The sequence below is a fragment of the Streptomyces iakyrus genome, from assembly GCF_000717055.1.
Lineage (GTDB): Bacteria > Actinomycetota > Actinomycetes > Streptomycetales > Streptomycetaceae > Streptomyces > Streptomyces iakyrus.
Window position 1 is genome coordinate 42,952 of the sequence record NZ_JNXI01000014.1, and the last position, 24,929, is coordinate 67,880.

Annotated in this window: 25 protein-coding genes; 21 read left to right on the forward strand and 4 right to left on the reverse strand. The window is 72.1% G+C overall.

All coding sequences use genetic code 11. The features are described 5' to 3' along the window. Window positions 1–63: 63 nt before the first annotated feature. Window positions 64–447 carry an ArsR/SmtB family transcription factor gene (locus OO68_RS21465; protein ID WP_033310043.1) on the reverse strand — a complete coding sequence of 128 codons (384 nt, stop codon included), beginning with the start codon at window positions 445–447 and terminating at the stop codon, window positions 64–66. A 97-nt stretch (window positions 448–544) separates the two neighbouring features. On the opposite strand from OO68_RS21465, the gene OO68_RS21470 reads away from it, so the two are divergent. Beyond that, window positions 545–1,843 (forward strand): MFS transporter, encoded by a 1,299-nt coding sequence (locus OO68_RS21470; RefSeq protein ID WP_245237095.1) that lies wholly within the window; start codon window positions 545–547, stop codon window positions 1,841–1,843. A 126-nt stretch (window positions 1,844–1,969) separates the two neighbouring features. On the opposite strand, the gene OO68_RS21475 is transcribed toward OO68_RS21470, so the two are convergent. Next, window positions 1,970–2,623 carry a ScbR family autoregulator-binding transcription factor gene (locus OO68_RS21475; RefSeq protein WP_033310044.1) on the reverse strand — a complete coding sequence of 218 codons (654 nt, stop codon included), beginning with the start codon at window positions 2,621–2,623 and terminating at the stop codon, window positions 1,970–1,972. 204 nt (window positions 2,624–2,827) lie between these two features. On the opposite strand from OO68_RS21475, the gene OO68_RS21480 reads away from it, so the two are divergent. The 19 genes from OO68_RS21480 (at window position 2,828) to OO68_RS21575 (ending at window position 22,728) form a co-directional block, all read left to right on the forward strand. Then, window positions 2,828–3,862, forward strand: coding sequence for a ScbA/BarX family gamma-butyrolactone biosynthesis protein (locus tag OO68_RS21480; RefSeq protein ID WP_051814749.1), 1,035 nt, complete (start codon window positions 2,828–2,830; stop codon window positions 3,860–3,862). Next, complete coding sequence (locus OO68_RS21485) at window positions 3,856–4,986, forward strand: acyl-CoA dehydrogenase family protein (RefSeq protein WP_051814750.1); 1,131 nt, start codon at window positions 3,856–3,858, stop codon at window positions 4,984–4,986. Before OO68_RS21480 ends, OO68_RS21485 begins: the two co-directional genes overlap by 7 nt. Further along, window positions 4,983–5,786, forward strand: a complete 804-nt coding sequence (locus tag OO68_RS21490; RefSeq protein ID WP_051814751.1) for an HAD family hydrolase — start codon at window positions 4,983–4,985, stop codon at window positions 5,784–5,786. Before OO68_RS21485 ends, OO68_RS21490 begins: the two co-directional genes overlap by 4 nt. 83 nt (window positions 5,787–5,869) lie before the next feature. Next, complete coding sequence (locus tag OO68_RS45570; RefSeq protein ID WP_051814752.1) at window positions 5,870–6,481, forward strand: TetR family transcriptional regulator; 612 nt, start codon at window positions 5,870–5,872, stop codon at window positions 6,479–6,481. A gap of 276 nt (window positions 6,482–6,757) precedes the next feature. Beyond that, complete coding sequence (locus OO68_RS21500; protein WP_063739332.1) at window positions 6,758–7,654, forward strand: LysR family transcriptional regulator; 897 nt, start codon at window positions 6,758–6,760, stop codon at window positions 7,652–7,654. Window positions 7,655–7,968: 314 nt separating this feature from the next. Then, window positions 7,969–8,949 (forward strand): NAD(P)H-dependent flavin oxidoreductase, encoded by a 981-nt coding sequence (locus OO68_RS21505; protein ID WP_033310045.1) that lies wholly within the window; start codon window positions 7,969–7,971, stop codon window positions 8,947–8,949. Between the two features lie 100 nt (window positions 8,950–9,049). Next, a complete protein-coding gene (locus OO68_RS44245) occupies window positions 9,050–9,640 on the forward strand; it encodes a YciI family protein (protein WP_051814755.1) in 591 nt (196 codons plus the stop codon). 39 nt (window positions 9,641–9,679) lie between these two features. Beyond that, the gene (locus OO68_RS21520) at window positions 9,680–11,116 is read left to right on the forward strand and encodes an FAD-binding protein (protein ID WP_033310046.1); all 1,437 of its coding nucleotides are present in this window, start codon (window positions 9,680–9,682) and stop codon (window positions 11,114–11,116) included. A 32-nt stretch (window positions 11,117–11,148) separates the two neighbouring features. Next, complete coding sequence (locus OO68_RS21525; RefSeq protein ID WP_033310047.1) at window positions 11,149–12,081, forward strand: hydroxymethylglutaryl-CoA lyase-like TIM-barrel protein; 933 nt, start codon at window positions 11,149–11,151, stop codon at window positions 12,079–12,081. A 17-nt stretch (window positions 12,082–12,098) separates the two neighbouring features. After that, on the forward strand, window positions 12,099–13,016 hold the full coding sequence (locus OO68_RS42375) for an alpha/beta fold hydrolase (protein WP_043458421.1): 918 nt from the start codon (window positions 12,099–12,101) through the stop codon (window positions 13,014–13,016). Further along, the gene (locus OO68_RS47180; RefSeq protein ID WP_033310048.1) at window positions 13,013–14,824 is read left to right on the forward strand and encodes an isocitrate/isopropylmalate family dehydrogenase; all 1,812 of its coding nucleotides are present in this window, start codon (window positions 13,013–13,015) and stop codon (window positions 14,822–14,824) included. The genes OO68_RS42375 and OO68_RS47180 overlap by 4 nt, the downstream gene beginning before the upstream one ends. Continuing rightward, entirely contained in the window at window positions 14,817–15,674 is an 858-nt protein-coding gene (locus OO68_RS21540) for a DUF6282 family protein (RefSeq protein ID WP_033310049.1), read from the forward strand. Before OO68_RS47180 ends, OO68_RS21540 begins: the two co-directional genes overlap by 8 nt. 21 nt (window positions 15,675–15,695) lie before the next feature. Further along, on the forward strand, window positions 15,696–16,739 hold the full coding sequence (locus OO68_RS21545) for an MBL fold metallo-hydrolase (protein ID WP_078625397.1): 1,044 nt from the start codon (window positions 15,696–15,698) through the stop codon (window positions 16,737–16,739). Between the two features lie 45 nt (window positions 16,740–16,784). Then, window positions 16,785–17,696 carry a LysR family transcriptional regulator gene (locus tag OO68_RS21550; RefSeq protein WP_033310050.1) on the forward strand — a complete coding sequence of 304 codons (912 nt, stop codon included), beginning with the start codon at window positions 16,785–16,787 and terminating at the stop codon, window positions 17,694–17,696. Window positions 17,697–17,848: 152 nt separating this feature from the next. Continuing rightward, window positions 17,849–19,018: a CaiB/BaiF CoA transferase family protein gene (locus OO68_RS21555; RefSeq protein WP_033310051.1), complete on the forward strand. Its 1,170-nt coding sequence runs from the start codon at window positions 17,849–17,851 to the stop codon at window positions 19,016–19,018. Window positions 19,019–19,037: 19 nt separating this feature from the next. Beyond that, complete coding sequence (locus tag OO68_RS21560; RefSeq protein WP_033310052.1) at window positions 19,038–19,814, forward strand: crotonase/enoyl-CoA hydratase family protein; 777 nt, start codon at window positions 19,038–19,040, stop codon at window positions 19,812–19,814. Window positions 19,815–19,821: 7 nt separating this feature from the next. Continuing rightward, window positions 19,822–20,568, forward strand: a complete 747-nt coding sequence (locus OO68_RS21565) for an acetoacetate decarboxylase (RefSeq protein WP_033310053.1) — start codon at window positions 19,822–19,824, stop codon at window positions 20,566–20,568. Then, window positions 20,565–21,524 carry a 3-hydroxyacyl-CoA dehydrogenase NAD-binding domain-containing protein gene (locus OO68_RS21570; RefSeq protein WP_033310054.1) on the forward strand — a complete coding sequence of 320 codons (960 nt, stop codon included), beginning with the start codon at window positions 20,565–20,567 and terminating at the stop codon, window positions 21,522–21,524. Before OO68_RS21565 ends, OO68_RS21570 begins: the two co-directional genes overlap by 4 nt. 1 nt (window position 21,525) lies before the next feature. Beyond that, entirely contained in the window at window positions 21,526–22,728 is a 1,203-nt protein-coding gene (locus OO68_RS21575) for an acyl-CoA dehydrogenase family protein (RefSeq protein ID WP_033310055.1), read from the forward strand. A 205-nt stretch (window positions 22,729–22,933) separates the two neighbouring features. Here OO68_RS21575 and OO68_RS21580 read toward each other — a convergent pair whose 3' ends face one another. Both OO68_RS21580 and OO68_RS21585 read right to left on the reverse strand, forming a co-directional pair. Further along, a complete protein-coding gene (locus OO68_RS21580) occupies window positions 22,934–23,209 on the reverse strand; it encodes a hypothetical protein (protein WP_033310056.1) in 276 nt (91 codons plus the stop codon). After that, complete coding sequence (locus OO68_RS21585; protein WP_209442605.1) at window positions 23,206–24,039, reverse strand: phytanoyl-CoA dioxygenase family protein; 834 nt, start codon at window positions 24,037–24,039, stop codon at window positions 23,206–23,208. Before OO68_RS21585 ends, OO68_RS21580 begins: the two co-directional genes overlap by 4 nt. A gap of 70 nt (window positions 24,040–24,109) precedes the next feature. Between OO68_RS21585 and OO68_RS21590 the strand changes: the two genes are divergently transcribed. After that, window positions 24,110–24,904, forward strand: coding sequence for an AraC family transcriptional regulator (locus OO68_RS21590; RefSeq protein WP_033310057.1), 795 nt, complete (start codon window positions 24,110–24,112; stop codon window positions 24,902–24,904). Window positions 24,905–24,929 lie beyond the last annotated feature (25 nt).

A 24,929-nucleotide genomic window follows, 5' to 3' on the forward strand; every position in this document is an offset into this window, starting at 1 on the left:
GCGGCCCGACCCCGGAACCGTATCGGGGCGGCGGCCTCACCCGCCGGGAGAACAGGCCCTGGTTCAGGGCGTGTCCGGCGGCGTCCAGGCCGCCACCAGGTCCACCAGCCCGGGGAACCGGGAGTTGAGGTCGTCCACGCGGACGTGGCTGCGGCGTTCCAGGCCGTACTGGCGCTGGCGGGTGATGCCGGCCTCGCGCAGGGCCTTGAAGTGGTGGGTGAGGGAGGACTTGGGGCGGTCGAGGCCGAACCAGCCGCAGGAGTGGTCGAACGCCTCCGAGTCGAGCAGGAGTTTGCGCACGATCCGCAGCCGCAGCGGGTCGCTCAGCGCGCCCAGCACGGTCTCCAGCCGCAACTCCCCGACCGCCGGCTCGGGCAGCGGTTCCGGCAGGTTCTCCGGCTCCGGCACCACCTTGATGACCGGCGCCTGTCGAACCGTCGCAGACATAGGCAACTCCCTATAACCGAAATCCTATGTACGAGTTTAATCGTACTGCATGTTAAGTTCGAACGGACTCGTACTTAGCTTGCCGAGGGAGCAACCCATGTCGGAGAGTCGGACCTCGTCCGCCGGGACGGTGGACGAACAGCAGGTGGACGAAGAGCAGGCCGCAGTGCCCAAGCCGGCCACGCCCGCACCGCCGGAGCGGGCCGCCGCGGCCCGCACGCCCACCTGGTGGGTGTGGCTGGCGGCCTGGCCGGTCACCGCCGTCTTCGTGCTGTCCAACGCGGCGACCCCGCTGTACGTGCTGTGGCAGCGCGACATCGGGTTCTCCAAGGGCACGCTGACCGTCGTCTTCGCGTTCTACATCGTCGGACTGCTCGGCTCGCTGCTCGTGTCGGGCGTCGTCTCCGACCGGCTGGGACGCAAGCCCGTGCTGCTGCCCGCCCTCGCGCTCGCCCTGGCCGCATGCGCGATCTTCGCGACCGCCACGACGGTCGTCGCACTGATCGTCGCCCGGTTGTTCACCGGTATCGCCGTCGGCGCGGTCGTCTCCGCCGGAATGGCCGCGGTGACGGACGTGGCGGGCCCGGAGCGGAAGCGGCTGGCCGCGCTGCTGGCCTCCTGCGCGATGGTCTTCGGGGCCGGCCTCGGCCCGCTGCTCGCCGGCCTGCTGTCCGAGACGCTCCCGGCTCCCACCGTCACCGTCTTCGTCGTCGAGGCGGTCCTGCTGCTCACGGCCGTCCTCGCCGTGCTGCGCATGCCGGTACGCCGTCCCGCGGGCCGCGGCAAGGGCGCCTGGGTGCGCGTGCCCGGCGTGCCGCACGGCAACGGCATCCATCTCGCCCTGGGCATCGCGGTGTTCGCCCCCGGCATCACCGCCACGTCCTTCGTGCTGTCGCTCGGCCCCACCCTGCTGACCGAACTGCTCGGCACCACCAGCCGGATCGTTGCCGGAGCCATGGCGTTCGTCATGTTCCTCGCCGCCACCGGCGTCCAGTTCGCCGTGCAGAAGCTGCCCCGGCGCACCATCCTGACCGCCGGTGCGATCAGCACCACCCTCAGCATGGCCGCGCTGATCGCCGCCGTGCACGCCTCGTCGGTCGCGCTGCTCGTCGCCTCCGCCCTGCTCGCCGGGGCCGGCCAGGGCATGGGCCAGCTCGGCGGTCTGTCGCTGCTCAACTCCACCGTCCCGGCGCAGCGCCTGGCCGAGGCCAACGCCGCGCTGAACGTGGGCGGTTACATCCCCGCCGGCCTCCTGCCGGTGTCCACCGGCTACCTCATGGACGCGGTGGGCCTGCCCACCGGCGCGACCCTCTTCGGCACCGTCCTGATGAGCCTCGCCGTCGTCGGCGGACTCGTCGTGCTCTCCGGCCGGCGCCGGGTGGCCGAGCCGGTGTGACGGGTCGGCGCCGGCGCCGGGTCCCCGGGCGTACCCGCGTGGCGGTGCTCCACGGCTTCGGCCGCGGAGCACCGCCACGCACGGGTGGTGCGCCCCGGCGCCCGGAGCCGCTTCCGGGGCCCCGGGTCAGCGGGCCCGGATGGCGTGGAAGAGCAGTTCGCTCGTCTCCGTCCAGCGCTCCACCACGTCCGCGCGTCCCCTGAGCACGTCCGAGATGTGCTGGGCGCCGAAGAACGCCGAGACCAGGGACCTCGCCGCCGCCTCCGGCGAGACGCCCTCCCGCACCTGACCCCCGTCCCGCGCCGCGACGAGCAGCGAGGCGAGGAGCTCGGTCCAGTCGACGTACGGCGTCGGCAGCTCGGCGTCGATGTGCGGGCGCTCTATCTGCAGACGCGCCCCCGCCTGTACGACGATGTCGTCCCGGAACGACACCGCCGCACGCGCCAGCATCTGCTCCGCCGTCTCCAGCGGCCCGTATCCCTCCGTCAGGACCTCTTCCAGGAGCGCCGGCCACCGGGCGTAGTGCTCCTCCACCACCGCCACGGCCAGTGCCTCCTTGGAGGGGTAGTGGAAGTAGACCGCGCCCTTCGTCATCTTCATGCGGTCGGCCACGTCCTTGACCGACGTGTGCCGGAATCCCTGCTCGGCGAACAGCTCGGACGCCGCGGTGAGCACCAGCAACCTGGTGCGCGCGGACCGTTCCTGTTTGGGGTCGGGCCCCCTCCTGGTGACGAACTTCCTCGGCGCGAACGCGGCGATGGCTGGCTGCGGCTCGGACATGCTCGGTTCCTCTGACTCGGCGGCCTCGGCCGGAGCGGGCGGATGTGTTCGGCCGGGGCAGATGGAATCGTTCCGGCCGTACTGGCTCAAAACAATCTCGGCTTCGATACCTTCTGGAAGGTATCTTTTTCGCGTCGCTTCCCGTGAACGACGGGACCATAGCGGGCTCACCCCTGCTTCCGCGACCCGAAAGGGAACAGAACCTTGCACTGCGTACCGTCCCCCGCCGCGCCGCCGGACCTCCACACCCCGGGTCTTCCCGGTGGCGCGCTCCGCTACGACCGCCCCGTAACCCGCGAATCCGTGCACAAGTCCGCCTCCACGGAAGTGCTCCTGACCGACGCCCGGCACCTGGGCGAGGACAGGTTCGCGGTCGCCGCCCGGTTACCCCGCGAGCAGTTCATCACCGCCGACCACCCCGGCGAAGGGGTCCTGGACCCCGTACTGCTGGCCGAGGCGGCTCGGCAGGCGGCGATCCATCTGTCCCACCGTTTCCACGACATCCCCCTCGGGCACCCCTTCGTCCTCGGCGAGGTCGCCGTCGAACTCGACGAGCCGCTGCCGCCCTCGGCCGACGTGACGCTTCAGGCGCGCTGCCGGCGGAGGGCAGAGAACCCCCGCCGCGCCTGCCTGGATCTGGACGCGACGGTGTGGGGGGCGGGCCGGGCAGCCGGCCGGGCGCGAGTCCTCTGGGAGGCCATGGAGGCACGCCGATACGCGGTCCTCCGCAAGCGCGGCGCCGCCCAGCCACCCGTGGTGTCCGGGCCGGTCCACGCCGCTGCCGCCGGGGCCGCCCCGCTGCCACCGGCCAGGGTCGGGCTGTGGCGCGACCGCGACGTCCTCCTCGCCTCCGACACGGAGCGCTCCGGCCGGTGGTGGCTGCGGCTGGACGCCGGCCACCCCGTCCTCTTCGACCACCCGTCGGACCACATACCGGGCATGGCCCTCGTGGAGGCCTTCCGCCAAGCGGCCGGCGTCGCGGCCACCCACGGCGCCGCCGGCCCGGCCGGGGTGCGGGACATCGGTGGACTCACCGTGGCGTACGACTCGTTCGGCGAACCGGACCTGCCGGTGGCCATCACCCTGGAGCCCCGCGGGGCGGGGGCCCGGGAGGCGCACGACGAGCACGCCCGCCTCGTCCACCTGACCGCCACGCAGGGCGACCGCACGCTCGCCCGGGCCCGCATCCGGTGCGGGACGCCCGGCCGTGCCCGCCACCGTACGGGGGCCGCATGCTGATCGACGACCCGGAGCGCACCGCCCTGCGCACACCCTTGCGTGACCTGTCGGCCCTGACGGCGACCGCCCGCCGGGACGCCCCGGTCGCGGAGGAGCGGCGTGCCCTCACGGCCGATGCCGTCGAGGCGTTGACCCGCGCGGGTTTTCCGCGTCACTTCGTGCCCGGCCGGTTCGGCGGGGAGGCGGGGGAGTTCGTCCCGCTGGTGGCCGGCGTGGCGGACGTGGGGGAGGCCTGCGCCGCCACGGCGTGGTGCGCCGCGCTGTTCGCCGCGCACGGCCGGCTGGCCGCCTATCTTCCGCCCGAGGGGCAGCGCGAGGTGTGGGCGGACGGTCCGGACGTGCGGATCGCCGCCGCGGTGGTACCGCCCCAGGGCGCGGCGGTGGCGGTCGACGGCGGCTGGCGCCTCGACGGTGCCTGGCGGCCTGCCAGCGGGGTCGACCACGCGGACTGGACTCTGCTGGCCTCCTGGACGGACGGCGAGGAGGGGCGGGAGCACCGGATCTTCGCCGTTCCCCGTGCGCAGGTGACGGTGGCGGACACCTGGTACTCCTCGGGCCTGCGGGGCACCGGCAGCAATACGGTGCGGTGCGAGGGGGTCGTCGTTCCGCGGCACCGGACGTACACGCTCGCCGCACTCCTGCGGAACCGTGCGGGCGCGGCCCGTTGCCACACCGTGCCGTACCCCATGGTCGCGGCGCTGATGTTCGCCGCTCCGCTGCTCGGAACCGCCCGCGGGGCCCTGCGCGCCTGGACCGGCGAACGGCTCGCCGCCGAGCGCACCCATCCGGCGGCCCACACCGTGCTGGCCGGGGCATCGGCGCGGATCCACGCCGCCGGTCTGCTCCTGACCGGCGCGGCCGAGCGCGCCGACCGGGGCGAGATCACCCCGCTCACCGTCGCGGAGAACCGCAGGGACGCCACCGCAGCGGCCACACTGTGCCGGGAGGCGGTCGACGCGCTGTTCCACGCCTCCGGCCTGCGCGCCCAGTCCCCGGACAGCGCCGTGCAACGCGCCTGGCGGGACGCCACGGCCGTCGCCGCCCACGCTGCCCTGGACCCGGACGCCGCGGCCCGGGCCTACGCGGAAGCGGTGCTGTCCCCGGCGGGAGGTGACGTGCCATGACCCGGGCGGCAGCCGTCCCGGTCGCCTTCTTCGACGTCGACGAGACCCTCGTCGCCACGAAGAGCCTGCTCGACTTCTGGGACTACTGGGTGACGCGGCAGGACGGCGCGGCAGGCACGGGCAGTCGGCCGCACGACCCGCAGCGACGAACGGCGCAGCCGGCGCCACCCGCGACCACGTCCACGGCGGCAGTCGGTCCGCCCGACCGCTCCCGGCTCAACCGCGACTACTACCGCCGCTACACGGGCACGCCCCTGTCGCTCCTCCGGGCCGCCGCCCGCGACTGGTACGCCCTCTACCGCCGCGGCGAGCGTGCCTTCGTCACCGCCGGACTGCACGCCCTCGCCCGGCACCGCGCCCTCGGGCACGAGATCGTCCTGGTCTCCGGCTCCCTGCGCCCCGTCGTGGACGCCGTCGCGGCGGACCTCGGCGCCACCGCCGTACGGTGCGCCGAGCAGACCGTCACCGATGACGGGCTGCTGACCGGCGAGATCGACCGGCCGATGATCGGGCGGGCCAAGGCCGACGCGGTCGAGGCCCACCTGGCGGAGCGCGGCGCCCGCGCCGGTGACTGCCACGCGTACGGCGACCACGACAGCGACCTGCCCATGCTCCGCTCCGTCGGCCACCCCGTCGTGATCGGCGGCGCCCCCGCCCTGCGGCACGAGGCCGCCCGGCTGGGCTGGACGACCCTCCCCTGCGACACCGGGCCACACCCCGGAAAGCTGCCCGTGGCTACCGGTCGACCGCCCCGTTCCGCCGCAGGCCAACGGCGGGATCCGGCCTCCGTGAGTCCCTGATGTACGGCCGACTTTCGCCTCCTCGGAGGAATCCTTCCCAGGGGTATGTTTGTGCTCTCGATCAAGACCGGAGGGCACCCCGCATGGCCAAACAGGAAAGGGCGCTGCGCACACGTGAGAAGGTGCTGGACGCTGCGGCCGAGGAGTTCGCCGCGCAGGGATACGCCAAGGCCACGCTGAACGACGTGGCGAGGCGGACGGGGATGACCAAAGGGGCCCTCTACGGGCACTTCCCGTCCAAGGAGATCCTCGCCGCGACCCTGCTCGCCCAGTCCCGCGTGGCCTGGGAGGAGATGCGGCGTGCCCGGGACGTGCCGGGCGCCGAGCCCCGTGCCGTGCTGGAGGAGCTGGTCCTGGAGCTCGCCCAGCGCCTGCGCTCGGACATCCGGCTCAGGGCGGCCCTCCGGCTCGCCAACGACCTGCCCTGTCTGGCCCGCGCGGCCCCGGACCTCTTCGACGACGTGCGGCGTCACCTGGTCGGCCTCGTCCGCAGGGCGCAGCAGGAGGACGGCATGGCCCCCTATCCGCCGGACCTGGTGGTGGAGCTGCTGCTGACCTCCCTGCACGGCACTCTCCACGCCTCGCAGTGCGACGACCGGTACGGCAGCGCCCCCACCGGGGAGGCGGTGTGGCGTCTCCTGCTCGACGCGCTCGCCGGTGATCGCGGGGGCTGCCGGGGCATGGCCGGGCGGTGAGGTTGTCGTTTCGGACACGTAAAAAATACCATCCCGAAGGTTTTTTCTGTCATGATGATGCTGTCCCGGTCCGCCGGGCCGCCCGCTGCCCGGTCGCAGGCCGGTCCGCGGTCGCGGTCGCCATGAAGTGACGGAGGGAAGCAGATGAGTGTGCTGGATGAAAGGATCGGTCCGTTCCCCCTCGGGCAGGCAGCCTTCGGCGTGGCCCCCGAGGAGTCGCACCAGGAGGAGATTCAGCGCGCTGTCAACCATGCCGAACATGTCGACGACTTCGATATGCGACACCTTCGGTATTTCCTGGCGGTGGTCCGCTCCGGAACTGTCTCCGCAGCCGCCAAAGAATTGCGTATATCGCAGCCGAGTCTGAGTCAGCAGATCAAACGGCTGGAGCAGCGAATAGGCGCGGCGCTATTCGTGCGCAGCTCCCGCGGTGTCGAACTGACGGCGGGTGGCCGGGCCTTTCTCCGGGAGATCCAGAGCATTCCCGGCCAGCTCCGGTCGGCCATCGCTGCCGCCGCCCCCACCCCCGCGCTCTGGTCCGTCGGCGTGTGCGGAGGCGTGCCGGCGGAGGTTCTCGCGGAGGTGCAGAACGGCCTCGCCGGGCAGGGCGCGCACCACGTCGGCAGCAGACCCGGGCCGCACCTGCGCATGCGTTCGGTGGGCGCGGCGGAGCAGCCCGAGATGCTGGAGCACGGCGAGATCGTGTTCGGGATCATGCGGCTGCCGGTGACCGCGCCCCACCTCGCCCGCGCCGTCGTCTGGGACGAGCCGCTCGGCGTCGTCCTGCCCACCGCGCACCCGCTGGCCTCGCAACTTAGTCTGACCTGGGAAGACCTTTCCACGCAGCGCCTCCTCTGGTACGACGAGGGATGCGCCCCGGGCTACGCCGACGCCGTGCCGGCGCAGCTGACGGCGCTGGGCTGGAAGGCCGTGCTGCATCCCGTCGACCAGGACCAGCAGGCTCTGTTCGTGCACGCCCTGCAGACCACCCGCGATCTGGTGGCCCTGCGCCCGAGCACGGCGGTGACGGACGATCCGCAGCTCGTCTGGCGCCCGTTGCCCACCGCCTCCGCGCCCCGTGAACGGCTGGCCGTGACCGCCCTGGCCGGCAGTCGCGCAGCCCGCTATCTGGGCCGGGTGGCCGCTCGGTGCGGGTGGCCCTACCGCGCCTGATCTCCACTTTTTCGGCCATTCGACGGCCGGTCCGGAACTTCTTGTTCCGGACCGGCCGTTTTCTGTTTCCCCGCAGGGAAGGAAAACGAAAGCTTACTCCGAGGTCACCTTACCGGAGGGTCACATTCCGTCATAGTCGGAGCCTTATGGCTACTACGCGGTATAGGTCTTGGACAGGCGAGATCCGCCGAACCTAGTCTCCTGTATGTGACACGAATCCGGTTCGGTCACACAGTAATTTCCGACCGATTTCCCGATGACGTCGGATTCATTCCTGATCCATTCGGCCGCGGCCGGGAAAACAGGGGAGAAGCGTGATCTCCACCAAGCTGACGGAACTGCTCGGCATCGACCACCCCGTCATCAGCGCGCCCATGGGGTCCGTGTCCGGGGGACGGCTCACCACCGCCGTCACCCGCGCCGGCGGGCTGGGACTCGTCGGTGTCAGCTACGGCGACCCCGCCTTCATCGACGAACACGTGGGGCAGGCCGCGCAGGCCGGTGGCGTCTGGGGCGTCGGCTGCGTGATGTTCACCTTCGACGAGCGCCCGGGCCTGTGGGACAAGGTGCTCGGCTACGCCCCGCCGGTCGTAGCCCTGTCGTTCGGCGACCCGGAGCAGGTACGCCGGTACGTCGCCTCCGCCGCCGAGAGCGGTGCCCACGTCGTGGTCCAGGTGCACGATCCCGAGCAGGCGGCCGTGGCCCTGCAGGCCGGTGCCTCCGTGCTGGTGGCCCAGGGCGCCGAGGCCGGCGGCCACCACAAGACACAGGCGACACTGCCGCTGATCCCGGCCGTGCTCGACATCACCCAGGGCGTGGTGCCCGTGGTCGCCGCGGGCGGTTTCGCGGACGGGCGGGGCCTGGCCGCCGCCCTCGCCCTCGGCGCCGACGGCGTCATGATGGGCACCCGCTTCGCCGTCACCGAGGAGTCGTTGGGCACGCCCGGCTTCAAGTCCTCGCTGGTCTCCGGGGCCACGGCGGACCTCGTCGACACCCGGGCCTTCGACGTCGTGCGCGGCATCCCGTGGGACGAGGTCTACCGGGCGCGCTCGGTGAGCAACGACTTCACCCGCACCTGGACCGGCCGCGACGCCGAACTCGCGGCCCGGCGCGCCGAGATCGAGCCCGAGTGGGCCGCGGCGGTCGCCCGCGACGACACGAGCCGGCGGGCGCTGTTCGCCGGTGAGGTCCTCGACCTGGTCCACGACATCCGGCCGGCGGGGAGCGTCGTGCGCGAGACGGTCGCCGAGGCCGAGTCCATCCTGCGCGGCGTGGCCGGGCGCATCACGCCCTGACCCCTCCGCTCCGGCCGGGCCCCGGCCCCCACCCGAATCACCCTGAACGGCCCCGCCTCGACCACCGGCCGGGCAGTCCTTCCTCACACCGGAGAAACCCGTGATCCACGTCCTCACCCTAACCTACCTCCAGCCCCGCGAGACCGTCACCGCGCACCTGCCCGAGCACAAGGCCTGGCTGCGGGACCACTCCGACCGGGGACGGATCCTGCTGAGCGGGCCCCGGCCCGACGGCGGCGCCGTCATCGTCACCGCCGACCTCGACGAGGCCACCGTGCGGGACCTCATCGAGAGCGACCCGTGGCACAAGCTCGGCATCGCCTCGTACGACCAGGTCGCCTTCGAGGCAAAGAACGCCAGCCCCGGTGTCGTCACCGCGGCCGTCCCCGACGACAGCGTCCTGCTCATCAACGTCGCCACCACCGAGGACGCGCCCGCCACGGTCGACGCCCTCGCCGGTGCCGTCGAGCACGTCGCGGCCACCGCCGACGGATTCCGCGGCTCCCGCCTGCTCACCAGCGTCGACGGGGACGCGGTGATCAACCTCGCGGCCTGGACCGACGAAAAGCGGTTCAACGCCATCTTCGACGACCCCGGCTTCACCAGCCGCTACCAGGACTTCGCGAAGACCGTGACCGGCGCCAAGTACCGCCTCTACCGCACCAGCCGGGTCATCAGCCCCAACCGCTGAACCCGCGCCACCCGGCACGCACGACCTCAAGGAGCAACCATGACCGTCCCGTCCACGCCCGTCCCGTACGACCTCGTCGTCGTCGGATTCGGCGCCGCCGGCCTGTCGGCCGCCCTGTCCTTCGCCGAGGCCACCGAAGGGCACGACACGCCCGCCCGGATCGCGATACTCGAACGGTCCACCGAGGACGAACGCGGCGGCGCCACCCGCTGGACCGGTGCCTTCCTCCGCGTCGACGAGCGGCGGCGGCTCGACACCGACTGGGCCGAGCACGTCGGCCGCGTCTCCGGCGGCCTCGCCGACGTCGAGTACTGCCGCACGGTGGAGCGCGAGTCCCCGCAAACCCTCGCCTTCGTGGAGAAGCACGGCGTCGAGATCGACTACGCCGACTTCCCGCTGCCGCACACCTTCGACGGCGGTACCCCCTCCATGACCCCGCCGGCCAGCCCCCGCGGCGGCGGCGCCTCCATCGTCGAACACCTCGGCGCGGCCCTGGAGAAGGACCCCCGCGTCGACATCCACTACGAGACGGAGGCGCTGCGCCTGACCACCGCCGAGGACGGTGCCGTCGACGGCGTCGTGGTGCGCGGCCCCGACGGCCGCACCCGGCGGCTGTCCGGCCGCGCGGTGGTCCTGGCCTGCGGCGGCTTCCAGGGCAACACCGAGATGCTCACCCGCTACGTCGGCGACCGCGCCTGCGACCTGCCGCTGATCGCGCCCGGCATCGCCAACAACCGCGGTGACGCCCTGCGCATGGCACTGGAGCTCGGCGCCGACACGGCCGGCCAGTTCGACGGCATCCACGCCGAGCCGGTCGACCGCCGCACCAGCAAGGCCGACGCGGTGCTGTACGGCTTCAGCTGCGGCATCTTCGTCAACGGCCGTATGCAGCGTTTCTTCGACGAGGGCCGCGACACCTGGGACAACACCTTCGAGCACGTCGGCTACGAGATCTGGCGCAACCAGGACCAGGAGGCGTACTGGATCGCCGACGCCAAGACCCTCGCCATCCCGGGCATCATGAACTCGCTGCTCAGCGACGTACCGCCGGAGCAGGCGGACACCCTGGAGGAGCTCGCCGACAAGCTCGGCATCGACGCCGAGGGACTGGCGAAGACCGTCGCCGAGTTCAACGGGGGTGTCGGGGAAGGAGAGTTCGACCCAACCCGCCTCGACGGCAAGAGCACCGTCGGCCTCACCCCGCCCAAGTCCAACTGGGCCACGCCCCTGGACACCGCGCCGTTCATCGGCGTCCCGGTGACCGCCGCGATCTGCTTCACCTACGGCGGCGTCCGCACCGACCTCGACGCCCGCGTCGTCACCCCGTCCGGCACGGCCATCCCCGGCCTGTACGCCGCCGGTGAGGCCACCGGCCTCTTCTACAAGGCCTACCCGCCGGCCACGTCCGTGCTGCGCTCGCTGATTTTCGGACGGCTCGCCGCGCACCACGCGGTCCAGGCCCGGCCGTCCGCCTGACACCCCCTCATCGTCAGCTTTCTGGAGGACCCATGAGTATGGTCAACATCGATGTCACCCTCCGCGACGGCGGCTATCGCAACGGCTTCGACTTCCCGCTCGGCTACGCCCTGAAGCACGCGAAGCTGAGCGTCGAGGCCGGGTTCGACTGGGTCGAGATCGCCTACCGCAAGGGCTCGCTCGTCCCCATGCCGGGCCTGGGGCTCACCGGCCGGGGCGACGACGACTACATCGCCGCGATGGCCCAGGAGGTCGGCCCCCGGCACGTCGCGATGATCCTGCACCCGAAGAACATCACCCGCGACGACCTGCCCGCCATGTACCAGGCCGGAGCGCGGCTCGTCCGCATCATCCTGCCGGCCAAGGGCTACGAGCCGGGCCTGGACTACATCCGCCAGGCCCGGGACATCGGCTTCACGGTGGGCGTCAACTTCGCCCGGATCAGCCAGTGGCCGGGCCGCGACGTGGTCGAGGTGGCGGCCGCCGCGACCGACGCGGGTGCCGAGTGCGTCTACCTCGCCGACTCCAACGGCAGCCTGTCGCCGGTGGACACCGCACACCTGACCACCCTGACCAGGTCGGTCACCGGGGGCCCGGTCGGGCTGCACGCGCACAACAACCTGGGGCTCGCCCTGTCCAACGCCATCAGTGCCGAGGCCGCCGGCGCGACCTGGATGGACTCCTCGATCCAGGGCATGGGCAAGGGCCCGGGCAACCTCATCGCCGAGCAGTGGCTGGCGCACCTGGACCGCACGGACCCGGAGGCCGCCGCGCGCCTCAACCTGGAGCCCGTGCTGGAGCTGGCGGACCTGCTCCTCGCGAACGTCCCCGAGGGCTCGCCCTCGCTGCCGCTGCCGGATCTGGTGCTGGGCCGGTACGACCTGCCGGTGGAGCACCGCAAGGAACTGGTCGGCCGGCACGGAGAGGTGCTCGCCACCGCGCGCACCCTCGCGGGCGCCCGGTGACCCACACCGGAACTGCTGTGCCGACGGCGGTCCACCCACCCCGGACCGCCGCCGGCCCGGCGCACGCCCACGCCCTGGTCCTCGCCCCCGTCACACCGGCCTGGGACGAGGGAGCGTTCTTCGCCCCGGTCATCGACACCCTGACGGCGGCGGGGGCCGGGCTCCGGGTGACGGTGGTCGACACGCTCGCCCTCCGGGACGGGCGCGTACGCACCCTGGACGACCTCGTCGCCCGCTGGCGGGCCCTGCTCCCCGCCTTCGGCCGCATCGACCTGCTGTGCGGGAACGCCCTGGGCGGAGCCGTGGCCCAGGGACTCCTCCCGTACGTCGCCACCGGCACGGCGGCCCTCCTCGTCTCGGGCCCGGCCCGCTCGGACGCGCTCCTGGAACACCGCCTCACCGAAATCGCCGACCTGGCGGCCACGGGCCACACGGAGGCGTCCCTCGCGCTGCTGCACGAGCGGGTCCAGCCGGGCGGCACACCTCTGTCCACCGGCCCCCGCTCGACGGCGACCGCCGCGCGGACGGCAGCCGGGGGCGATGCCGCGTGGCGGGCCGACGGCGCGGCGGGTGACCTCGGTCGCCCCGTGCCTGCCGGTGCCGCCCCGGCAGCCCCCGGCGGCACCCCCGCCGCGCGGACGGGAGTCCCCGCCGGCCTCCCGCGCCCCGCCTACCAGACCCCGGCCCAGCGGCTCGACGGGGGGCTCCGGCTGCTGAGCGGTATCGATCTGGCTCCGGCCGTCGAGGCGCACCCCGGCCCCCTGCTGCACATCGTCGGAGGGCGTTCGCAGCTCGTCACACGGCGGCACACCGCCGCCGGCCCGCACCACAGGGTGCATGCCGTAGCCGAGGCCGGCATGCGCCCCCACTTCGATCAGCCCGCTGAAGTGTCCGCCCTTGTCGGCGCCTTCCTGCGGGAGAAGGGACTGACATGAAGCCGACCCCGAAGAAGAGCGTCGCCGTCCTCCCGGGCGACGGCATCGGCCCGGAGGTCGTCTCCGCCGCGCTCGACGCCGTCGAAAAGCTGGACCTGCCCCTGGAGTTCCGGTTCGGAGACATCGGCTGGGACTGCTGGCGCGAGGAGGGCGACCCCGTCCCGCAGCGCACCTGGAAGCTGCTCGAGGAGACCGACACCTGCCTCCTGGGTGCCATCACCAGCAAGCCCGTGCGGGAGACGGAGGCCGAACTCGCCCCGTCCCTGCGCGGCACCGGCCTCCGGTACGTCTCACCGGTCCTCCAACTCCGCCAGCGCCTCGGTCTGTACGCCAACATCCGTCCGGTCACCGACCTGGACGGCGGCCGGTTCGACTTCACCGTGATCCGCGAGAACACGGAGGGCCTGTACGCCGGCATCGACGTCCACGGCCTCGACGAGCCGCTCTGGAACGCCGTACGACACCACCCGAACGCGGCGGCATCGGGCCCGGAGGACACCAGCCTCACCCTGCGCCTGCAGACCCGCCACGGCATCGACCGGCTGCTCCGCTTCGGCTTCGCCCACGCCGAGGCGCACGGCAAGCGCCTGCTCACGGTCGCGGACAAGCCGATGGTCCTGCGCAACAGCGGCAACCTGCTGCGCGAGCGCCTCGAACTGATCGCCCGGGAGCACCCGGACGTCGAGACGGAGATCCTCAACGTCGACGCCGTCGCCCTGTGGCTGGTCCGCAGGCCGGAACGGTTCGGCGTCCTGGTCGCCGAGAACATGTTCGGCGACATCCTCTCCGACCTCGGTGCCGGTGTCATGGGCGGACTCGGTCTCGCCCCGAGCGGCAACATCGGCGACCACGGCAGCTACTTCGAGCCGGTGCACGGCAGCGCCCCCGGCATGGTCGGCAAGGACCGGGCCAACCCGATGGCGATGCTCCTCACGATCGGTCAGATGCTCGGCCACCTCGGCCTCGACGTGCCGGGCGAGGAACTGCGCAACGCCGTACGCACCGTCGCCCGCGCCCGCAAGACCGTCACGTACGACCTGGGCGGCACGTCGGGGACCAGGGAGGTGGCGCGGGCCGTCGCCGGCCGGCTGGCGGAGGGAGCAGCTGCCTCGGCGGAGAGCACCCTCGTCCCCCAGGAAGTCGTCGACCGGCTCGCCCGTCTCGACACCGCCTCCGTCTCCGACGCCCTGGACAGCCTCGGCATCGGCGGTGTGCTCGCGGGCCTGAGCGCCCGGGTGCCCGGAGCCCGTACGGCCGGCCTGGCGTACACCGTCACCTACCGGCCGGTGGACGGCGACGGCCAGGGCTTCCGGAACGCGGCGAACTATCTGGACGACGTACCCGAGGGCGCGTTCGTCGTCGTCGACAACGCCGGCAGCACGGACTGCACCAACTGGGGGTCGCTGCTCACCTCCGTGGCCCGCGGCCGCGGCGTGCGCGGCACCGCGGTGCACGGCTCTGCCCGTGACATCGCCGAGATCCGGGCCGCCGGATACCCCCTGTTCAGCACCGGCGCCACGATGGTCAGCGGCAAGAACCGCGTCGAACTCGCCGCGACCGGACGGGAGATCACCGTCGGCGGCGTGACCGTGCGTCCCGGCGACGTCGTGGTCGCCGACGACAACGGCGTACTCGTCGTGCCCGCGGCGCACGCCGCCGAGGTCGCCGGCCGGGCCGAACGCGTCGAGCGGACCGAGACGGCGATCGCCGAGGCGGTGGGCACCGGCCTGCGGCTGGACGAGGCCCGCAAGAGGTTCGGCTACGCGAGGCCGTGGGAGGGCCCGGCGCGGCGGACCGCCGATGCGTGACCTCGCGCGGCGGGTGGTGGACGTCCACTACCACGCGGGCCCCGACCTGTACCGGCGCCGTCTCACCACCGGCGGCGCCGGCCGGGCCTACGCCGGGATCGACGGCTGGGTGGTCATCAAGAGCCACCTGGGCTGCACCGCGGCGAGCGCGTGGGAGGCCCGTCAGGAGGGGCTGCCCGTCTCAGGCACCGTCGTCCTCAACGATCTCGCCGGAGGCGTGCACCCCCGGGTGGTGGAACAGGCCGTCTACACCCACGGCCAGGACAGTCCAGCCCGGCTGGTCGTGCACCTGCCCACCCTCGTCGGCCCGGCCCATCCCTCCCGGCTGCACCGGCAGGCCTTCCACCCGCTGCTGGACACCGAACGATGGCGCGGCGAGCGGGTCCTGGACGGCACCGGACAGCTCCGGCGTCCTGTGCGCGAGGTGCTCCGGGCGGCCCGGGACCTCCCGGTCGTCCTGGCGACGGGCCACTGCGACCGGGAGGAGACCCTGCGCGTGGTCGACGAGGCGGCCCGGCTGGACCTGCCCCGGGTGCTGCTGACCCACGCCACGCATCCGATGACCGGCCTCACCCCCGCCGACCTCACCCGGCTCGCCGACGTGCCGGGGGTGTACGTCGAGATCACCGCCCTGACGCTGCTCCTGGGGCACCGTGACGCCGGGCATCTGGGAGACGTCGTACGGGCCCACCCCCGGGTGGTGTTCAGCTCCGACCTCGGGCAGCCGGACCAGCCGGACCCCGCCACATGGCTGTCGCTCGGCGAAAGCTGGTTCGAGCAGGCGCAGCTGACGCCCCGCCAGGTACGTGCCGTCACCGCACTCAACCCGGCAGCGTTGCTGGCGCCCTGACCGCCGTAACAGGAAAGGCTCATGACCGACCCTCGTCCCCCCGGTATCTCCCGTCGCGCGCTCCTGCGCGGCACGGCGGTCGCGGCTGCGTGCGCCGCGTCCTCGGAAAGCGTCCACGCAGCTACGGGCCACCCCGTCTCCAGCAGCCCCGGTGCGCTGAACGACCAGTCGGCGGTCCGTACCCTCACCGTCGGAGACACCCGGCTCACCTATGTCGTCGACGGCGCGATGGAGCTGGACCCCACGGGCTTCCTCCCGGCCGTCCCTGCCGCCTACTGGCGGGACCACCCCGAGGCGCTGACCCGGTCCGGCCGGATCGCTGCCTCCGCGGGCGGGCTGCTCGTCGAACGGGGCGGGCGGCGGCTGCTGATCGACACGGGACTCGGCGCCAACGTGCTCTCCCCGTCCCTCGGCGTCTCCCGAGCGGGCGCGTTGCCGCACACCCTGCGCCGGCTCCGGGTGCCCCCGGAGTCCGTCGACACCGTGGCCTTCACCCACCTGCACACCGACCACACCGGCCTGGGCTTCCGCACGGACGGCGAGCGGGCACCGCGCAAGGCCTTCCCGTGCGCCGACTACCTGGTGGCCGCCGCCGAATGGGAGCCCTTCTGGCGGCGCGAGATCGAGACCGGTGCCCCCTCCTGGGACGGATTCATGGTGCCGATGTCGAGGGTGCTGCGGACGTTCGGCGACGGCGCGGAGATCTGGCCCGGCGTCATCGCGCTGGTCACTCCGGGCCACAGCCCCGGACACACCACCTACGTGATCGCCGCCTCCGGCGGACGGCAGGTCCTGGTCTTCGGCGACGCGTTCCACACTCCCGCCCAGCTGGCCCACCCGCAGTGGCCCTCAGGCCCCGACACGGACACCGGCGCGGTCCTGAAGGCCCGCCGGACCCTCCTGGCCCGCCTCCTGCTGCCGCACACCCACGCGTTCGCCTTCCACTTCGGCGACCAGGCCTTCGGGCGCGTCCTGCGGGACGGCACGGGTGCGGCCCGGTGGCATCCGGCTCCCGCCCGGAAACTCCTGCCGCCACCGGTCAGGATCTCCGAATCCCCCGGGTGACGAGGGCGGCGAGATCCGGTGGTCACAGCGGTTAGGGTGAATCCCGTGGAGCTCCTGCACCTGCGCTATTTCCTCGCTGTCGCCCAAGAGCTGAACTTCTCCACCGCCGCCCGCAAACTGCACATGGCGGCCTCCCCGTTGAGCCGGCGGATCAAGGATCTCGAGAACGAGGTCGGGCACCGGCTGTTCGACCGGGACACCCACCACGTACGGCTCACCGCGGCCGGCAGCGCGCTGCTGCCGATCGCCCGTGGGGTGCTGGAGCAGGTCGACTCCATCAAATGGCGGCTGGACGAGACGGCCCGGCCGCAGCGCACCACCGTGCTGCTCGGCGTGCCCACCGGCGTCCATCCCGACCTGCGGGAACGGATGGACGCCCTGGCCGAGCGGGTCGGGGACCGGTTCGAGATCAAACGCTGGCCCGGCGGCACCGACCGGCTCGTCGACGCCGTGTGCGACGGCAGGCTGGCGCTGACCCTGGCCCGGCTCCCGGCCGGGGGCGACCCGGCGCTGGAGCAGATGCCGGTGATGTCCGAGCGGCTCGGCGCGGTCGTGCCCCGGGACCGGTTCGCCGGGCGCGAGTCCGTCGCCCTCGCGGAACTGGCGGAACTCGCCTACGCGGGCTCCCCGACGGCGGTGACGAACGCCTACTTCCGCGGCCTCGACCAGCAGCTCGCCGAACTCGGCATCAAGAAGCGCATCGAACTGGGCAGCGCCACCTTCGAGGGGATCTCCGAAATAGTCTCCAGCGGTCTGGCGTTCTCCATTTCCATGCTGGATTCCAGAAGTCCCGTGCAGAATTACCGTCTCGACAATGTCACTGTCCTTCCCTTCTCTGATTTCCATCCTCGTCTGGAGACCGGGCTGATCTGGCGCAAGGACCGGGCGAACGGCGGTGAACTGCAAGAAGTCGTGGCGGCGGCCCGCGAGGTCTTCGCCGAGCCGCTCCACTCATAATCGCCATAAAATCTCCACGCAAAGCGGTATGACCACTGCGGTCATACCGCTTTGCGTTATTCAGTCACACCATTCGTTTCCATTCGGAGAATCTCCGCGCTAACTTAGTTTCCAGATACACACATATGGCGAGCGAAGGAGTGAAGAAACCGATGACGGACAGCACCGACACCGTCGCCGGCCCGCTGGAGGGCGTCCGCGTGATCGACCTCTCGACCGTGGTGATGGGCCCCTACGCCGCCCAGATCCTCGGCGACCTGGGCGCGGACGTGATCAAGATCGAGTCGCCGTCCGACACCGTGCGCAACGGCCACTACCGCACGACCCCGGGCATGACCCCGCTGAACCTCAACGTCAACCGCAACAAGCGCAGCGTCGCCCTCAACCTCAAGGACGACACCGACCGCGAGCGCGCACTGCGGCTGATCGACACCGCGGACGTCCTGATCACCAACATGCGCCCCGGCGCCCTGCACCGCCTCGGCCTGTCCTACGACGACATCGCCGCCCGCAACCCCGGCCTCGTCTACGCGCACGCCCAGGGCTTTCGCAGCGACTCGGACCGGGCCGGGAACGCCGCGTACGACGAGACCGTGCAGGCCGCCTCCGGCCTGGTCGACATCGCCGACCGGGCCCTCGGCGAGCCCGTCTACCTGCCGACGATCATCGGCGACAAGGTCTCCTCGCTGACCATCGCCTACAGCGTGCTGGCCGCCCTGCTGCACCGGAACAACACCGGCCAGGGCCAGCTCATCGAGATCCCGATGACGGACACCCTGATCGCGTTCAACCTGGTCGAGCACCTCGCGGGCCACACCCACGTGCCCGAGACCGGCCCCACCGGCTTCTCGCTGTCGATGCTGAAGGGCCACAAGGCCGTGCGCACCAAGGACGGCCTGGCGTGTGTCATGCCGTACAACCCGCACAACTACCGGGACTTCTTCACCGCCGCCGGACGCCCGGACCTCGCCGAGGACCCACGTGTGAACGGCGACGCCATCGACAGCGCCGACCACGAGGACCTGGCCGCGCTCCTGGAGACCTGCGCCCCGGCGCTGACCACCGAGGAGTGGGCGGAGGTATGCGCCAAGCACAGCATCCCGATGGCCCCGGTGCTGGAACTCGACCGCGCCCACGACGACCCCTACGTCCGGGACGGCCGCCTGCTCGACACCGCCGAGCACCCCACCGAGGGCACGGTCCGCACCATCGGCATCCCGCTGCGCTTCTCCGCCACCCCAGGCTCGATCCGCCGTCTCGCGCCGATCGCCGGCCAGGACACCGAGGACGTCCTCGCCGAACTCGACGCCACCACCCGCTGATCACCACAGGAGGACCGTCATGAGCAACCCCACCCCTCCCGTCGTACGCACCGAACGCATCGGCTCCACCCTGCTGATCACCCTGGACCGTCCCGAGGCCCGCAACGCCGTGAACGCGGCGACCGCCACCGCGCTGGCCGCCGCCCTCGACGAGCTGGAGGCCGACCCCGCCCTGCGGGCCGGCGTCCTGACCGGCGAGGGCGGCACGTTCAGCGCCGGCATGGACCTCAAGGCCGCCCTGCGCGGCGAGTCGCCCGAGATCGAGGGCCGCGGCTTCGGCGGCCTGACCGAGTCCCGGCCGGACAAGCCCCTCATCGCCGCCGTGGAGGGCTTCGCCATGGGCGGCGGCTTCGAACTGGCCCTGGCCTGCGACCTGATCGTCGCCGCCGAGGACGCCCGGTTCGGCCTGCCCGAGGTCAAGCGCGGCCTGATCGCCGCGGGCGGCGGCGTGATCCGGCTGCCCGGACGCATCCCGCACCACCTCGCGATGGAGTTCCTGCTGACCGGCGAGCCCGTCGACGGCCGCCGGGCCGGCGAACTGGGCCTGGCCAACCGGGTCAGCGCGAAGGGGCAGGCCGTCGCCGAGGCGCTCCGGCTGGCCGAACGGGTCGCGGAGAACGCCCCGTTGGCCCTCGCGGCCGTCAAGCACGTCGTCCGCGCCGCCGAAGGAGCGTCCGACCAGGAGGCCTTCGCGTTCCAGCGCAGCGAGATGAAGACCCTGATGGCCTCGGACGACGTCCGCGAGGGCATGACCGCCTTCGCCGAGCGCCGCCCCGCGCGCTGGACCGGGCGGTGAGCCGGACATGAAGGCCGCGGACGTACGGCAGCACGTCACCACCCCCCTCACCGGCCCGGCGTACCCGCCGATGGTGCCGCGGTTCACCGACCGCGAGTACCTCAACGTCGTCTACCGCACCGACCCGGACGCCCTGCGGGCCGTCGTCCCCGAACCCCTGAGGATCGACGAGCCGCTGGTCCGGTTCGAGGTCATGAAGATGGGCGACGTCAGCGGATACGGCCCCTACACCGAGGCCGGCCAGGCGATCCCCGTCGGCTTCGAGGGCGAGCGGGGCGAGTACCTGCACACGATGCACCTGGACAACTTCCCGGCGACCGCCTCCGGGCGCGAGGTCTCCGCCTACCCGAAGGTCATCGGCTCCCCGGCGCTGTACGTCGACTCCGGCGCGCTCGTCGGCACCCTCGACCACGGCAGCCTGCGGGTCGCCACCGCGACCATGGGCTACAAGCAGCACGAGCTGGACCGGACCGAGGCCGAGGCACAGATCACCGTGCCGACCTTCATGCTCAAGACGATCCCCGGCTACGACGGGCTGCCGCGCGTGCAGGAACTCGTCCGCACCCGCATCACCGACGTCACCGTCAAGGAGGCCTGGACCGGCCCCGCCCGGCTCCAGCTGTTCCAGCACGTGCTCGCCCCGCTGGCCGACCTGCCGGTGCTGGAGGTCGTCTCCGCCAGCCACATCCTCACCGACCTGACGCTGGCAGGCGTCGAGCCGGTCCACGACTACCTGAAGGGAGCCGCGTCATGACCCGCGCCTTCCGCACCGCCGCGGTGATCGGCGCCGGGACCATCGGACTGTCCTGGGCGACGCTGTTCGCCACGCACGGTCTGACCGTCCGGGTGACCGACCCGCGCCCCGACCTCGCCGAGGCCGTGGACGAGGCCCTGGCGACGTACGCCCCGCATCTGGCCGCCCGCGGCCTGGACGTGACCGGCCTCGCCGACCGCGTGCACCTCGCCGCCGACGTCACCGAGGCCGTCCGGGACGCCGACGTCGTCCAGGAGAACGGCCCCGAGCGGGTGGAGTTCAAGAAGGACCTGTTCGCCACCCTCGCCCGCGAGGCCCCGGACCACACCCTGCTGCTCAGCTCCTCCTCCGCGATCCCGTCGAGCGCCTTCACCGGGGAGCTGTCCGACGAGGACGCCGCCCGGGTGCTGATCGGCCACCCCTTCAACCCGCCGCACCTGGTCCCGCTCGTCGAGGTCGTCCCCGGGATACGCACCGGCGAGGACGCCGTGCTGAACGCGGTGGACTTCTACACCTCGGTCGGCCGCACCCCGGTCGTCGAGCGCAAGGAGATCCCCGGCTTCGTCGGCAACCGCCTGCAGAACGCCCTCAGCCGCGAAGCCGCGTACCTCGTCCAGGAGGGTGTGGTCACTCCTGAGGACCTCGACAAGGTCGTGATCAACTCGCTGGGCCTGCGCTGGGCCACCGTCGGGCCGTTCCTCGGCGCGCACCTGGGCGGCGGCCCCGGCGGCTACCGGCACCTGGTCGAGCACATCGGCACGTCGATGCGGCGGACGGACGCGGGCCTCGGCACCCCGTCGCAGAACGAGGAAGAAGAGCAAGCACAGGAACGGCTCATCGAAGCCGTGGAAAAGGCCTACGGCTCCTCCACGTACTCGGAACTCACCGGGACGCGCGACCGCAGGCAACTCGCTGTCCTGGCCGCCCTGGACAGCGCGGACAAGGAGGAGAACTGAGATGACCACCACCATGGAACCGCTTCAGGACCAGCTGACCGCCGACTTCTACGCCTACGAGGCCCTGCTGCCGGACGACGAGCGGGGGCTCCTCCTCAAGGCCCGCGCCTTCATGCGCGACGAGGTCAAGCCGCTGGTCAACGACAACTGGGCCAAGGGCGAGTTCCCGACGGAGCTCATCGGCCTGTTCCGCGAGAGCGGCCTCGCCGGCCTGCCCTACGAGGGCTACGGCGAGCACCGGCCCGCCGTCAGCAACCTGCTCAGCGGCACGATGGCCATGGAGATGGCCCGCACCGACGCATCGGTGTCCACCTTCTTCGGCGTCCACAACGGCCTGGCGATGTACTCCGTCGAGTCCGGCGGCGACCAGGAGCAGCGCGACCGCTGGCTCCCGGCGATGGCCGCGATGGACAAGATCGGCGCGTTCGCCATGACCGAGCCGCTCGGCGGCTCCGACGTAGCGGGCGGCATGCGCACCACCGCCCGGCGGGAGGGCGACACGTGGGTTCTGAACGGCGCCAAGAAGTGGATCGGCAACGCCACCTTCGCCGACTACGTCGTGGTGTGGGCGCGGGACGTCGACGACAACCACGTCAAGGGCTTCGTCGTCGAGAAGGGCACGCCCGGCTTCGACCCCGTGAAGATCGAGAACAAGATCGCCTTCCGGGTCGTGGAGAACGCCGAGATCACCCTGACCGACGTCCGGGTGCCGGAGGCCGACCGGCTGCAGAACATCAACTCCTTCCGCGATGTCGCCGAGATCCTGCGCGCCACCCGTGCGGGTGTGGCCTGGCAGGCGCTCGGTGTCATGATCGGCGCCTACGAACTGGCCCTGGACTACGCCCGGGAGCGCCGCCAGTTCGGCCGCCCGATCGGCGGCTTTCAGCTGGTGCAGGACCTGCTGGTCAAGAGCCTCGGCAACATCACCGCCTCCTGGGGGATGCTGGTGCAGCTCGCCCGGCTCCAGGACGCCGGCATCTTCCGCGACGAACACTCCTCCCTGGCCAAGGCGTTCGTCACCTCCCGGATGCGGGAGGTCGTGGCCTGGAGCCGCGAGATCTTCGGCGGCAACGGCATCCTGCTGGACCACGACATCGCCCGCTTCTTCGCCGACGCCGAGGCGATCTACTCCTTCGAGGGCACCCGCGAGATGAACACCCTGATCGTCGGCAAGTCGATCACCGGTGAGAGCGCCTTCGTCTGATCACCGGCACACGGCGGAACGAACCAACCGTTCCTGAGGACTGAGCGGGAGTGAGTCCTGTTTCCAGGACTCATGCTCAGCCGGACGTCCCGAACGGTGTTGGGTGTCCTGGTTGCCCGCTTTCACTCCGCGTCCGGCGTGCACGGATCGTGTCGTGGCTGCGCGACCTGAAGGCCACCGCCGAAGCGCACTCCGGCGGCCGTCCTCACTGAGACACGAGCTTCTCGAAGAAGAACTCGTGCTTGAGGAACGACGTCGCGTGCTCCGCCCCCGGATACGGCGGCACGAGCTGCGCCGCCTGGAAGAGCCGCCAGCCGTCCTCCAGGGCGCCGACCCCCGTCTCGTACGGGGGTTCGTCGCTGTCGCCGGTCGTCGGACGGGTCGAGGCCGTGCCGTCGTAGCGGGCCCATCCGACGACCTTGGAGTCGAGGGCGGAGGTGTCGAGGTAGAGGACGAGGACCTGCTGCCGGGTGGTGGTCATGCGGTGCTCCTCGGTGCGGCGTGCGCGGCGGGCCGGTTGGAGATGCGGGTCGCCCAGTGGTCGATGTCGAAGCCGGGGTCGGCGGTCAGGGAGCGCCACAGCAGGATCCGGTTGTGGATCTCCAGCCGGGCGGTGGCCTGCTCGTACCAGGGGAAGGTGCGCCGCAACTCCTCGCGGACGGCTGGGAAGTCCACGTCCCGCGTGTCCCACAGCCGCACCTGCGGCACGGTCGGATTGAAGCGGATCTTGTACATGTGGCGGACGGTGTCGCTGTCGTTGCGCCGTCCGCCGTGCCAGATGCCGTGGTGCAGCAGCAGCACGGTGCCGGCCGGGCAGGTCAGCCGGGTCTGGCCGCGCAGGTTCTGGTAGCGGCCGGTGTCGGACTCGTTGGTGCGGCGCAGATGGCTGCCCGGGACGACGAGCGTGCCGCCCATGCCGGCGGTGACCTCCTGCGGGTAGTACATGAGCTGCACGTCGAAGGCGTCGGCCCGCACATCGATGAGGGCGTCGGCGTGCAACGGCTGCGCGCTGCCCTCATGGGGCGGGCGGGTGTGGACGAAGTGGTGGTCGACGGCCGGGTCCGGACCCACCAGGCTCTCCAACGCGCCTGCCACGGCAGGCAGTTCGAGGAGCCGTCGGGTGAAGGAACCCTCCGGGAAGGCCGCCGGCACCGGAGTTCCGTACGGCACGGCGGGCAGCGCCCCGGCGGTGAAGACACCGAGCGCCTCCTCGTTCATCTCCCGGGGCACGACGCCGTCGAGGCGCAGGAAACCGTGGGCGGTGAACCGCGCCACCTCGACGGAGCTCAACAGCTGTTTCGTGGTTGGCATGACGCAACCGTAGGAGCGCGGAGGCTTGCTGTCGTGGGGTGTAATCGGCAACCACTGGTAATTTTCCACCATGCCGACCCTCGTGGAACTGCCCCTCGACCTGCCGCCGGACCTGGTCCACGCGGGCGTGGGCGTGCACGGCTCCGCCGGCCCGCACGAGGTCTTCCGCCTCCCGCACCTGTGGCAGCTCCACCTCTACGGCTACTCCGGCACCCTGGAGTTCGGCGGCGCGCGGCACCCGATCCGCCCCGGCCACCTCAGCCTCGTGCCGCCCGGCACGGAGGTGCATTTCCACTACGACGCCCCGCGCTGCGAGCACCTGTACGCACACTTCCGGCTGCCGGGTGACGGGGAGCGGCGCCGGCTCCCGGCGATGCAGGACGCCGGCGCGGAGGCGGCGGCGCTGAGCGCGCTGCTGCGCCAGACGATCGCGGCGTGCGCGCAGTCCCCGGCCCGGGCCTCCGCGGAACTGTGGACGGCGCTGTGGCGCACGACCGGTCTGGCCGAGGCCGCCGAGACGCCCTCCGGGTCCCGGCACCCGGCGCTGCGGGCGGCCATGGCCCATATCGAGGAGCACCTGGCCGACTCGCTGAGCGTCCCCGGGATCGCCCGGGCCGCCGGGGTGTCGCACACGCACCTGACCCGGCTGTTCCGCGAGGACACCGGGCACACGGTCGTCGGCTGGGTCCGGCGCCGCCGCATGGAGCGCGCCCGCCACCTGCTCATCGCCTCGACGCTGGCGATCCCGGCCGTCGCGGCGACGGTCGGGATCCCCGACCTCCAGGCGTTCAACAAGACCTGCCGCAAGGAACTCGGCGCGTCCCCGCGCGCCGTGCGGCAGGCAGCGGGCGCGCAGCCCTTCTGAACTCCCCTGCGATCACGCACGGTTG

What these genes read in the sequence shown, in the direction of transcription:
- OO68_RS21555 (WP_033310051.1), top strand. Translation starts at nt 17,849, where the DNA reads ATGACGGACAGCACCGACACCGTCGCCGGCCCGCTGGAGGGCGTCCGC.
- OO68_RS45570 (WP_051814752.1), top strand. Translation starts at nt 5,870, where the DNA reads ATGGCCAAACAGGAAAGGGCGCTGCGCACACGTGAGAAGGTGCTGGAC.
- OO68_RS21580 (WP_033310056.1), bottom strand. Translation starts at nt 23,209, where the DNA reads ATGACCACCACCCGGCAGCAGGTCCTCGTCCTCTACCTCGACACCTCC.
- OO68_RS21500 (WP_063739332.1), top strand. Translation starts at nt 6,758, where the DNA reads ATGCGACACCTTCGGTATTTCCTGGCGGTGGTCCGCTCCGGAACTGTC.
- OO68_RS21520 (WP_033310046.1), top strand. Translation starts at nt 9,680, where the DNA reads ATGACCGTCCCGTCCACGCCCGTCCCGTACGACCTCGTCGTCGTCGGA.
- OO68_RS21570 (WP_033310054.1), top strand. Translation starts at nt 20,565, where the DNA reads ATGACCCGCGCCTTCCGCACCGCCGCGGTGATCGGCGCCGGGACCATC.
- OO68_RS21525 (WP_033310047.1), top strand. Translation starts at nt 11,149, where the DNA reads ATGAGTATGGTCAACATCGATGTCACCCTCCGCGACGGCGGCTATCGC.
- OO68_RS21575 (WP_033310055.1), top strand. Translation starts at nt 21,526, where the DNA reads ATGACCACCACCATGGAACCGCTTCAGGACCAGCTGACCGCCGACTTC.
- OO68_RS21475 (WP_033310044.1), bottom strand. Translation starts at nt 2,623, where the DNA reads ATGTCCGAGCCGCAGCCAGCCATCGCCGCGTTCGCGCCGAGGAAGTTC.
- OO68_RS47180 (WP_033310048.1), top strand. Translation starts at nt 13,013, where the DNA reads ATGAAGCCGACCCCGAAGAAGAGCGTCGCCGTCCTCCCGGGCGACGGC.
- OO68_RS21540 (WP_033310049.1), top strand. Translation starts at nt 14,817, where the DNA reads ATGCGTGACCTCGCGCGGCGGGTGGTGGACGTCCACTACCACGCGGGC.
- OO68_RS21565 (WP_033310053.1), top strand. Translation starts at nt 19,822, where the DNA reads ATGAAGGCCGCGGACGTACGGCAGCACGTCACCACCCCCCTCACCGGC.
- OO68_RS21470 (WP_245237095.1), top strand. Translation starts at nt 545, where the DNA reads ATGTCGGAGAGTCGGACCTCGTCCGCCGGGACGGTGGACGAACAGCAG.
- OO68_RS21485 (WP_051814750.1), top strand. Translation starts at nt 3,856, where the DNA reads ATGCTGATCGACGACCCGGAGCGCACCGCCCTGCGCACACCCTTGCGT.
- OO68_RS21465 (WP_033310043.1), bottom strand. Translation starts at nt 447, where the DNA reads ATGTCTGCGACGGTTCGACAGGCGCCGGTCATCAAGGTGGTGCCGGAG.
- OO68_RS21585 (WP_209442605.1), bottom strand. Translation starts at nt 24,039, where the DNA reads ATGCCAACCACGAAACAGCTGTTGAGCTCCGTCGAGGTGGCGCGGTTC.
- OO68_RS21560 (WP_033310052.1), top strand. Translation starts at nt 19,038, where the DNA reads ATGAGCAACCCCACCCCTCCCGTCGTACGCACCGAACGCATCGGCTCC.
- OO68_RS21490 (WP_051814751.1), top strand. Translation starts at nt 4,983, where the DNA reads ATGACCCGGGCGGCAGCCGTCCCGGTCGCCTTCTTCGACGTCGACGAG.
- OO68_RS21545 (WP_078625397.1), top strand. Translation starts at nt 15,696, where the DNA reads ATGACCGACCCTCGTCCCCCCGGTATCTCCCGTCGCGCGCTCCTGCGC.
- OO68_RS21590 (WP_033310057.1), top strand. Translation starts at nt 24,110, where the DNA reads ATGCCGACCCTCGTGGAACTGCCCCTCGACCTGCCGCCGGACCTGGTC.